Below are 8,309 nucleotides of genomic sequence, written 5' to 3'. Positions count from 1 at the left end.
AAAACAACACGCTCATCAGAGAGGTTTTCTAGTTGTTTAAGCAAAAGCAAACCTACCATCAGCCTGATGGGTTTTGAGGGTCTGCCATTGTTTTGAGAGTAATGTTGCTCAAAGGCATCATCAAAGACTGTCCAATTAATAGTGTTGGCTAGTTGTATTAAAGGGTCTTTGACATCTAATTGAGAAAAGAGCTCTGAATGAAAAAGATTTGATTGGGTGGATATTGGGCTGGATTTAGTTAACATTTTTTTAAGCAAAACGACCAAGAAATAAGAGGTATTTTAGCAAAAGTTGGTTGATTTGTCTAGGGTTATTGTTGGTTTTATTGTTATAAATCAATTTGTTGTGTGGTTTTTAAGGGTTGACTGTTTACTTTTGGCTTGTAATAAATCCCACTTCTGTTAACACCTAACAATTGACATTGATGATTAACTGACAAAGAATATGAGGCGTGCAATAGGGAAGGCTTGAGATCAACTAACTGTTTGCGGTTAGATGAGCCCAAGCTTTTTAGCTTTTTTGCTAACCACTCCTTCTCTACGGTTACCTTGCCTACTAGTGTAGTTAAACGCTCATTTCGCATTTGTGCTTTGATAAGTTCGTCTTTGTATTCTTTGACTGCCTTGGATGGCTCCATGGCAATCTCTGCGTTAGCAAGGAAAGTCTTCTTCCAATTTTGTAGATTCTGAGGCAAAATATTATGCTTGCTGGCAATCTGCACTATGGTGCTTTCATTTTGTAGTAATTCAAGTACTAATTTAGTCTTGAATGCTGAGGTATATTTTGTTCGTTTTTTACTCATTTTTTTACTCCGATTTTTTTGTTTAGTTTAACTCGTTCGAAATAAGAAAGTTTAAATTGTTGTCTGAAATTGTTGGGGTTTTATAGTTATTTAGTAAGAAAATTATTAGTAGAATTGGCTCAGTTTTGTTTACCGCAATTGCAATGAGTGCCTCTAGTATGTTTGTGTTGTTTTTTTATTTTTTATTGTTTGACTTCTCTCAGGTGTCAATTAGTCACAATGCATGGCTTTGGGTGTTTTTATTAGCGACAGTAAGTACTGTTATCCCTAGTTTCTTAATTAGTGAGGCAATTCATAGGATTTCACCTTTGCAAACAAGCATTGTGGGAATGTTAGGTCCTATCGTTACAATCATACTGGCAGTATTTATACTTTCTGAGCCATTTGGTATTCATAAAATTTTAGGCGTTAGTTTGGTTGTGTTGGGTGTAGGGTTTTTAACTTTTAGACGCTAGACAAAAAAGCAAACACTAGATTGATGCGTGTTTTTGTTTCCATTGGGTAAAGGAAACTAAGTTGTTATTTGAATCTTGGTTTAAAATTTCAGTCATACTCTTTGTTCCCATTGACAATAAATAATTAAGATTGTCGTTAAATTTTGCCCCTTCTATGACCAAAATATCATCTTGATGAGCTTCAAACATAAATCCACCATTGGGAATTGGACTCATTGAGAGTGTGACTGTGTAATGGTTTTTAATAATACTTTCTTTGGTGGAATACATGAGTCCAATGTTGTATCCCGATTGAGTGAAACCTTTAATTGCCACGACCAAAACTTCATTTTTACCTTTTTTTGAGGAATTAAAAATATCTACAATATCTTTAATGGTAGAATAAAATGGCACTTTTTTAATGAACAAATCAAAAGCAGAGGCGAGGCGTGTGGTGGCAATACTACCAATAATTGATAGGGCTAATACGATGATAATAACTCCTATCATTACCCACAAAAGAAGGTACTCTTCGGTATTGGCATTCGTTCTACTAAATAAAATATGTGTTAATATTGCGGCTTTTTCAAATAACCAATTTGCAATAAAAACAATTAATAGAATGGGTAGAATCCAAAAAAATCCTTGTAAGGCGGTATGAAATATTTTTTTAAACATTATAATGCCTCTATTTTTAATACAAAATATGCCACTTGCTCGTAAGGGTGGGAATGTTTCATTGCGTTTACCACTTGCTCAATATTCTCTTTTGCACACAGCATTTCAACTTTGAGCTCTTCAAGGGTCTCTACCTTGTTTAATTTCCCAATAGCAGGGCTGGCGTTATTTACTGGTTTGAATTGTCCAGTACCCACAGTTTGCCATGCACATTGTTCGTAATTATCAAATTGTCCTGCACCCGCATCAAACATCAAATTTTTAACAATTTGTGCGTGCTCTGTTGGTACATAAAAACTGATTTGATACATTAAAACTCCTTTTTTAAGTAACGCAGTCTTTCACTTTCTGGCATACGCTCAATTGCGTATCTTAAAGTAGTTCTAGGCAGTTGTGTATAATTTTCTCGTAAAAAATTTTTGCAAATATTAACATCTTTTTTATATACTTCTCTAAGCATCCAGCCAATAGCTTTGTGGATTAAATCATGTTTGTCGCCTAATAATAATTTAGCGATTTTAAGTGTTGGTGCGAATTCGTCATGCTTAATAAAAGTCCAAGTTGCCACAATAGCAATGCGTCGCTCCCATAAGTCAGATGAATGCAGATAATTAAATAGTAGAGGTAATTTTTCTTGATGTTGATATAGATAATCACCAACAATCTGTGGTGCGGTGGTATCAACCAAATCCCAATTATTAACCGCATGAATATTGTCTATGTAATAGTTAAATACAGCGTCCTGATTGTCAATTTGATATTGATTAACCAATATAATCAGCCCACAATGGCGTACCTCGTGAATGGGGTGATTAATGAGTTCATTAATTTCATTAAAAGTAAGTGATTTAAAATATTGCTTGGCTACTTGTCTAATTTGAGGCGTTCGTATACCTATAAATTTATCATGTTCTGAATATTCACCTTTGCCAGTTTTAAAAAACCACTCGTTAGTTTTCTTACGCTCAGGTGTTGCAAAAGACTTAAGTTTTTTGATTATTATTTTTGCATTCATAGACTATAATTTTAACTTATGGATAATCAAAATTTACTCAGATATTCTCGCCAAATTCTTTTGCCAGAAGTTGGCGAAGAAGGACAGCAAAAATTGTTAAATGCAACTGTGTTGTTAGTTGGTATAGGTGGTTTAGGTTCACCATCTGCAATGTATCTTGCCGCTGCTGGTATTGGGCATTTAATCATTGCAGATTTTGACCAAGTAGAATTATCCAACCTACAGCGACAAGTAATCCATCACACAGATGATATTGGTAGAGATAAAGTGCAATCTGCTAAAGTTAAGATGTTGGCGATTAATCCTAATGTTAAAATCACTACATTGACAAATTTAAATGAAGATAATATAAATAAATGGGTAAAGAAGTGCGATGTTGTACTAGATGGCACGGATAATTTTGATACACGCTTTAAAATCAATCAAGCCTGCGTTGCACAGCATATAGCTTTAGTGTCGGCTGCTGTTATTCGTTTTGAAGGGCAGTTGTCAGTGTTTAAAGGCTATGAAAAAGACCAGCCATGTTATCAATGCCTATACCCAAGTACTGGTAACAATGATGAGAATTGTGTTGATAATGGTATTCTTGCACCTGTTGCGGGTATGCTTGGCACCATGCAAGCGCTACAAGGTATCAAGGTAATTTTAAATTTAGGTGAACAACTAATAGGTAAATTAATGATAATAGATGCATTGGATTTAAATTTTAAAACAGTGCAACTCAACAAGGATAAACATTGCCCAATCTGCAATTATTTAAACATCTAATGAACAGTACTATTATTTACTACGACGAGTCTACTGAGTTTGCTAGTTTAGCACTTGATCAGTCTTATATCATTGCAATCGATTCACATTTGGTCTCAACACACCATATTGAAGTGCCAAAAATGAGTTTTTCTAAAGCTAAAAAAGCCATTCCTTTTTTACTAGAAGATGTTTTGTTAGATGACATTGAAACATTAGATTTTTTTTTGCAAAAGACAGCTAATGAGCAATATTATGATGTTGTTGTGATAAGCAAAAATATTATGAATGCGCTTCGAAAAAAGCTTGAAACTACAGGTTTGAAAATTGAGCAATGCGTGGTTGATTTTATGCTACTACCGATTGAAAAAGGCAAAGTGTATTGCACCAAAGTTGAACAAGATGTATTGTTTCGTTATGGTGATTTTTTGGGCGGAAAAACAAGCCAAGCGGTATTAGACGAGCTCTTTACAAATAATTATCAAATATTGAGTGAAAAACTAAATGTTAAATACACTCAGAAGATTAACCTTTTAAATGTTGATTGGAGTTCAAATTGGAAAGAAAAACTCTACAAATGGCGAGCGAGCATTATTATTTTACTATTATTAATGGTGCTTTCTCCAGTTCAATTAATGCTGGATAATCATAATTTAACAAAAAAAATTAACACGCAATCAAATATCAATGAAATTCATTTTAAAAAGCTATTTCCAGAGGTTAGGCGTATTATTGACTTGCGTGTACAAATTAAGCAAAAACTCAGCACATTGAGTATTAAAGAACAATTAGATAATGACCTGCTTGCCAAAATTCAATCAGATATTAAGATAAAAACAAAGATTAAACGATTACAATTTAACAAACAAACACTTAAGGTAGAACAATGAATTTTAGTTATTTTTCTGATAAACAAAAAGCGCTGATTTTGTTGTTTGGACTTGTTATTTTGCTGTTAATATTTGTACTGAGTATGGTTTCATTGAGTGATAAGGGCAGTGTCTTAAAAGCACAACTTGAACAAGAAAAAGTTATATATTCATCATTGCTGAAGTTGCAAAGCAAAGTGTTTTACCTTAAGCTTTCTAGTGCAAAATCCAAAAGCATTATTCAAGCAACTTACCGAAAAGCTAAAAACAAAAACATTCATATCCAAAGTAACAACCGTATTGTATTAAGCAGTTCTTCAATACGATTTTTTAATTTATTAAATGGGCTTAATACGCTAAAGAACAAGCATAATATTGTGGCAGTTGATGCAGATATTAAGAGTGTTGGGGATGGCGTAGTAGATGTTAAGATGACATTTGTACACCCATGAAATATTGAGTGAAGAACACAATGTCCTATAAAGATTATATTATGACTTTAAATATCAAATCATTTGTTGCTACTTTAAATCAAACTAAATATTTTAGCTTTCTGTTTAAGCACAAGGAAAAAGTTAGAAAAGGCATTATGTTATGTTTGTTTTTGTGTCTAGTTTATATTTGTGTACTGTTAGTATTGAGTGTGTTGGCGAGTATGCATAAGCCAATCATGGAAGAAACTAATATTACAATATTAAAGCCAGAATCTCAAGATGTGAGAGCTTATCGTAATTTGTTTGGAGAGTTTCAAGGTGTTGAGTTTAGAAAAAATTATAAAACAGTTAAACCAACACAACTCAATTTAACACTCATTGGAACTATTTTTAAAGAAAAAGGCGCTTTGGCAATTATTAAAAACGGAAATAGTAAGTCAAAAGCCTATCAAAAAGGTGATAATATTGCCTCTAGCGTGTTACTTAAAGATATTGCTAAAAATTATGTGGTGATTGAAACAGATGGGAGACTAGAAAAAATATTAATTAAGTTTGATTATATTGATGTAAAAAAACAACATAAAAACAAAACTGTCAATTTGAATGGTGGTTAAAAAAAACCGTAGAAAAATTGTCTAACTCTCAGAGGAAAAAATTAAATGGCTATTTTCAAAATATTTCTATAAGGTCATTACATTAAATCAACCGTATCCAAAGAGATTACTCGTAATTATAGGTAAGTGGCGTTCATGCTTGCTTGTGGTAGAGAGCGAATTTACCAATACATGTTGTGTTTTATAAATGTTGTTATTGTACTTGAACAACATTCAGTAACTTGTGTGTATGAATCTTGTAAAATCGTGCTATTTCAAAAATCATAAAAACTATTATGTCAAATTCTAACGAAACAGATGTCTTTGAGGCAGATTTAATCAGTGGCTTGGCTGCTTTTGATTCTAAGAACTTTTCAATGGCGTATCAATTATTAGCACCACTCGCTATGCAAGGCAATGCTGAGAGTCTGTGGCGTCTTGGAATGATGCAGATGAATGGCTTAGGTATGGTTGAGAATCAGCCTTTGGGGTTTGAGAATTTTGTCAAAGCTGCTGATCAGGGGCACGGTTTTGCACATCATATGATTGCGGTGGCTTACATGACTGGTGAAGGTGTTGAAAAGGACATCGGTAAAGCCATTGAGTGGTTTGAAAAGGCAGCTGAGTATGGCTTACAAGGGGCGATGTATGCACTGGGTATGTTGTATGAAGATGGCAAGGAAGTTGAAAAAGACCTTGAAAAAACACAGTATTGGTATGATCTAGCAGACAAAGCCAACGATTGATGAAATCAAGATTTGCACCATCTCCAACGGGTTATTTACACATCGGTGGTGCGCGTACCGCTTTGTTTGCTTGGGCTTGGGCGAAAAAACAACAGGGTGATTTTGTCTTGCGTATTGAAGATACGGATAGGGAGCGCTCTACACAGGTATCAGTTGATGCTATCTTAGATGGAATGAATTGGCTGGGGTTGGATTATGACGAAGGTCCATTTTATCAAACGCAGCGTTTTGAGCGCTATAAAGCAGTCATTCAGCAATTGTTAGATGAAGATAAGGCTTATTATTGCGAATGTTCAAAAGAGCGATTAGATAACTTGCGAGAAGCGCTAATGGTAAAAGGTGAGAAGGCTATGTATGATGGCTGTTGTCGTGATAAAGCACTCACATCAGGCCATCATAAGGTTGTGCGTTTTAAAAATCCAATGAATGACATGGTGATTTTTGAGGATTTGGTTAAAGGAAAAATCTCTATTGCTAATAAAGAATTAGATGATTTGATTGTTGCTCGTAGTGATGGCACACCGACTTATAATTTAACCGTTGTGGTGGATGACCATGATATGGATATTAGCCATGTTATTCGTGGTGATGACCATATCAACAACACCCCTAGACAAATTAATCTATATCAGGCACTTGAATGGGATTTGCCTGAGTTTGCACACCTGCCAATGATTTTGGGTAGTGATGGTGCTCGTTTGTCAAAGCGACATGGTGCAGTGAGTGTAATGGCATATCGGGATGCAGGTTTTTTACCTGAGGCATTGCTTAATTATTTGGTGCGCTTGGGTTGGTCACATGGTGACCAAGAGGTGTTCTCTTTGGCAGAAATTGTATCGTTGTTTGATTTAAAAGATATTAACAAAGCCCCAGCCAGTTTTAATGAAGAAAAACTATTGTGGCTCAATCAAGAATATATTAAAAATGCCACGCCTAAATATTTGGTGAAACATTTACAGTGGTACTTACAACATCAAAAAATCAATACCGATAATGGCGTGGATTTGGCATTGGTTGTTGCGTCATTACAGCAACGCTCAAAAACATTGCTAGAGATGGTTGAAGGGTTAAAGATGTTTTACCAAGATTTTGATGTATTTGACGAAAAACTTGCTGATAAACAGTTTAAAGATAAAGCACCACTTGAGGCTTTGATGAAAAAGTTAAGTCAGTTAGAAGTTTGGAAGGCCGATGAAATTAAAGGCATTATTAAACAAGTGTGTGATGAATTAGCGCTTGGTTTTGGCAAGGTGGGACAACCATTTAGATTGGCACTAAGTGGTAATGGCAATGCAGGTAGTATTGATTTGGTCGCTGAGTTGATTGGTAAAGCAACCACACTCAAGCGCCTAAAGAAAGCTGTTGATTTTTAAAGATAATATAATAAATTAAGGGTTATGACAACTTAAGCATGTTTAAAAACCTATTAAAGTATCGTCATGAAAGTAAAAAACAAGTATGTAACTCGTTCTCGTATTTCAGAGGCTAAATTTAGACAAATAATTTTGTTATTTTCTGAGGATTTGAGTGCAACTCAAATATCTCATTTAACAAAATTAAGCAGATAAACAATTAACAAATATTTGAGCGCTATTAGACTTAGAATTTTAAAGTTGACGAATCTTATTTTGGCGCTCAGCGCGTCTGCGGAAAACGCGACCGAGGCGCCAGGGGTAAAACGATAGTGTTTGGCTTATTAAAACGAGGAGGCAAGGTTTATACTGAAATCGTCCCAGATTGTAAGAGTGCTACTCTACAAAGGATTATCAAGGGTAAGACTAGTGTAGAAAGTGTTATTCATTCAGATGGATGGCGTGGGTATAATGGGCTTGTAGATTTTGGCTATAAAAAGCATTTTAGAGTGCATCATAGTAAGAATGAATTTGCCAGAGGCAACTCTCATATTAATGGCATTGAATCATTTTGGGGTTATGCTAAAAATAGACTGGTAAAGTTTAAAGGAATGAATAAAAGTATGTTTAATTTGCACC

The 8,309-nt window shown here is 34.6% G+C and carries 12 protein-coding genes and 1 pseudogene; 8 read left to right on the top strand and 5 right to left on the bottom strand.

From position 1 onward, the window contains the following. Together BHECKSOX2_RS02915 and BHECKSOX2_RS02910 are read right to left on the bottom strand one after the other, a co-directional pair. The coding region (locus BHECKSOX2_RS02915) for a transposase (RefSeq protein WP_180323630.1) at positions 1-245 on the bottom strand (245 nt) is incomplete at its 3' end. Between the two features lie 83 nt (positions 246-328). Further along, complete coding sequence (locus tag BHECKSOX2_RS02910) at positions 329-802, bottom strand: transposase (RefSeq protein ID WP_139682381.1); 474 nt, start codon at positions 800-802, stop codon at positions 329-331. Positions 803-903: 101 nt separating this feature from the next. On the opposite strand from BHECKSOX2_RS02910, the gene BHECKSOX2_RS02905 reads away from it, so the two are divergent. Then, the gene (locus tag BHECKSOX2_RS02905; protein ID WP_139682380.1) at positions 904-1,257 is read left to right on the top strand and encodes a DMT family transporter; all 354 of its coding nucleotides are present in this window, start codon (positions 904-906) and stop codon (positions 1,255-1,257) included. A gap of 15 nt (positions 1,258-1,272) precedes the next feature. On the opposite strand, the gene BHECKSOX2_RS02900 is transcribed toward BHECKSOX2_RS02905, so the two are convergent. Genes BHECKSOX2_RS02900 through BHECKSOX2_RS02890 form a run of 3 tightly spaced genes read right to left on the bottom strand, consistent with a single transcriptional unit; the run spans position 1,273 to position 2,929 of the window. Then, positions 1,273-1,914, bottom strand: a complete 642-nt coding sequence (locus BHECKSOX2_RS02900) for a DUF502 domain-containing protein (RefSeq protein WP_139682379.1) — start codon at positions 1,912-1,914, stop codon at positions 1,273-1,275. Further along, positions 1,914-2,225 carry a YqfO family protein gene (locus BHECKSOX2_RS02895; RefSeq protein ID WP_139682378.1) on the bottom strand — a complete coding sequence of 104 codons (312 nt, stop codon included), beginning with the start codon at positions 2,223-2,225 and terminating at the stop codon, positions 1,914-1,916. The genes BHECKSOX2_RS02900 and BHECKSOX2_RS02895 overlap by 1 nt, the downstream gene beginning before the upstream one ends. Next, complete coding sequence (locus BHECKSOX2_RS02890; RefSeq protein WP_139682377.1) at positions 2,225-2,929, bottom strand: DNA alkylation repair protein; 705 nt, start codon at positions 2,927-2,929, stop codon at positions 2,225-2,227. The genes BHECKSOX2_RS02895 and BHECKSOX2_RS02890 overlap by 1 nt, the downstream gene beginning before the upstream one ends. Before the next feature lie 18 nt (positions 2,930-2,947). Here BHECKSOX2_RS02890 and BHECKSOX2_RS02885 point away from each other — a divergent pair, with 18 nt between their 5' ends. The 7 genes and pseudogenes from BHECKSOX2_RS02885 to BHECKSOX2_RS02855 form a co-directional block, all read left to right on the top strand. After that, a complete protein-coding gene (locus BHECKSOX2_RS02885; protein WP_139682376.1) occupies positions 2,948-3,697 on the top strand; it encodes a HesA/MoeB/ThiF family protein in 750 nt (249 codons plus the stop codon). Further along, a complete protein-coding gene (gene gspL / locus BHECKSOX2_RS02880; protein WP_139682375.1) occupies positions 3,697-4,566 on the top strand; it encodes a type II secretion system protein GspL in 870 nt (289 codons plus the stop codon). The genes BHECKSOX2_RS02885 and gspL overlap by 1 nt, the downstream gene beginning before the upstream one ends. Next, positions 4,563-4,997: a type II secretion system protein GspM gene (gene gspM / locus BHECKSOX2_RS02875; RefSeq protein ID WP_090715907.1), complete on the top strand. Its 435-nt coding sequence runs from the start codon at positions 4,563-4,565 to the stop codon at positions 4,995-4,997. The genes gspL and gspM overlap by 4 nt, the downstream gene beginning before the upstream one ends. Before the next feature lie 41 nt (positions 4,998-5,038). Further along, complete coding sequence (locus BHECKSOX2_RS02870) at positions 5,039-5,593, top strand: type II secretion system protein N (protein WP_195910090.1); 555 nt, start codon at positions 5,039-5,041, stop codon at positions 5,591-5,593. Between the two features lie 275 nt (positions 5,594-5,868). Next, on the top strand, positions 5,869-6,318 hold the full coding sequence (locus BHECKSOX2_RS02865; protein ID WP_139682374.1) for a tetratricopeptide repeat protein: 450 nt from the start codon (positions 5,869-5,871) through the stop codon (positions 6,316-6,318). After that, positions 6,318-7,691 (top strand): glutamate--tRNA ligase, encoded by a 1,374-nt coding sequence (gene gltX / locus BHECKSOX2_RS02860; RefSeq protein ID WP_139682373.1) that lies wholly within the window; start codon positions 6,318-6,320, stop codon positions 7,689-7,691. The genes BHECKSOX2_RS02865 and gltX overlap by 1 nt, the downstream gene beginning before the upstream one ends. 66 nt (positions 7,692-7,757) lie before the next feature. Next, a pseudogene (locus tag BHECKSOX2_RS02855) lies at positions 7,758-8,309 on the top strand (IS1595 family transposase); the annotation flags it as partial.

Origin of the sequence: thiotrophic endosymbiont of Bathymodiolus puteoserpentis (Logatchev) (assembly GCF_900127505.1) — a bacterium.
Classification (GTDB): domain Bacteria; phylum Pseudomonadota; class Gammaproteobacteria; order PS1; family Pseudothioglobaceae; genus Thiodubiliella.
The sequence above is the reverse complement of the archived record's forward strand: the minus strand, read 5'-3'. Positions and strand labels throughout refer to the sequence as shown.

Bases quoted from the DNA above. Each gene is read 5' to 3' on its own strand.
- BHECKSOX2_RS02910 (WP_139682381.1), bottom strand. From the start codon at position 802: ATGAGTAAAAAACGAACAAAATATACCTCAGCATTCAAGACTAAATTA.
- BHECKSOX2_RS02900 (WP_139682379.1), bottom strand. From the start codon at position 1,914: ATGTTTAAAAAAATATTTCATACCGCCTTACAAGGATTTTTTTGGATT.
- BHECKSOX2_RS02895 (WP_139682378.1), bottom strand. From the start codon at position 2,225: ATGTATCAAATCAGTTTTTATGTACCAACAGAGCACGCACAAATTGTT.
- BHECKSOX2_RS02890 (WP_139682377.1), bottom strand. From the start codon at position 2,929: ATGAATGCAAAAATAATAATCAAAAAACTTAAGTCTTTTGCAACACCT.
- BHECKSOX2_RS02885 (WP_139682376.1), top strand. From the start codon at position 2,948: ATGGATAATCAAAATTTACTCAGATATTCTCGCCAAATTCTTTTGCCA.
- gspL (WP_139682375.1), top strand. From the start codon at position 3,697: ATGAACAGTACTATTATTTACTACGACGAGTCTACTGAGTTTGCTAGT.
- gspM (WP_090715907.1), top strand. From the start codon at position 4,563: ATGAATTTTAGTTATTTTTCTGATAAACAAAAAGCGCTGATTTTGTTG.
- BHECKSOX2_RS02870 (WP_195910090.1), top strand. From the start codon at position 5,039: ATGACTTTAAATATCAAATCATTTGTTGCTACTTTAAATCAAACTAAA.
- BHECKSOX2_RS02865 (WP_139682374.1), top strand. From the start codon at position 5,869: ATGTCAAATTCTAACGAAACAGATGTCTTTGAGGCAGATTTAATCAGT.
- gltX (WP_139682373.1), top strand. From the start codon at position 6,318: ATGAAATCAAGATTTGCACCATCTCCAACGGGTTATTTACACATCGGT.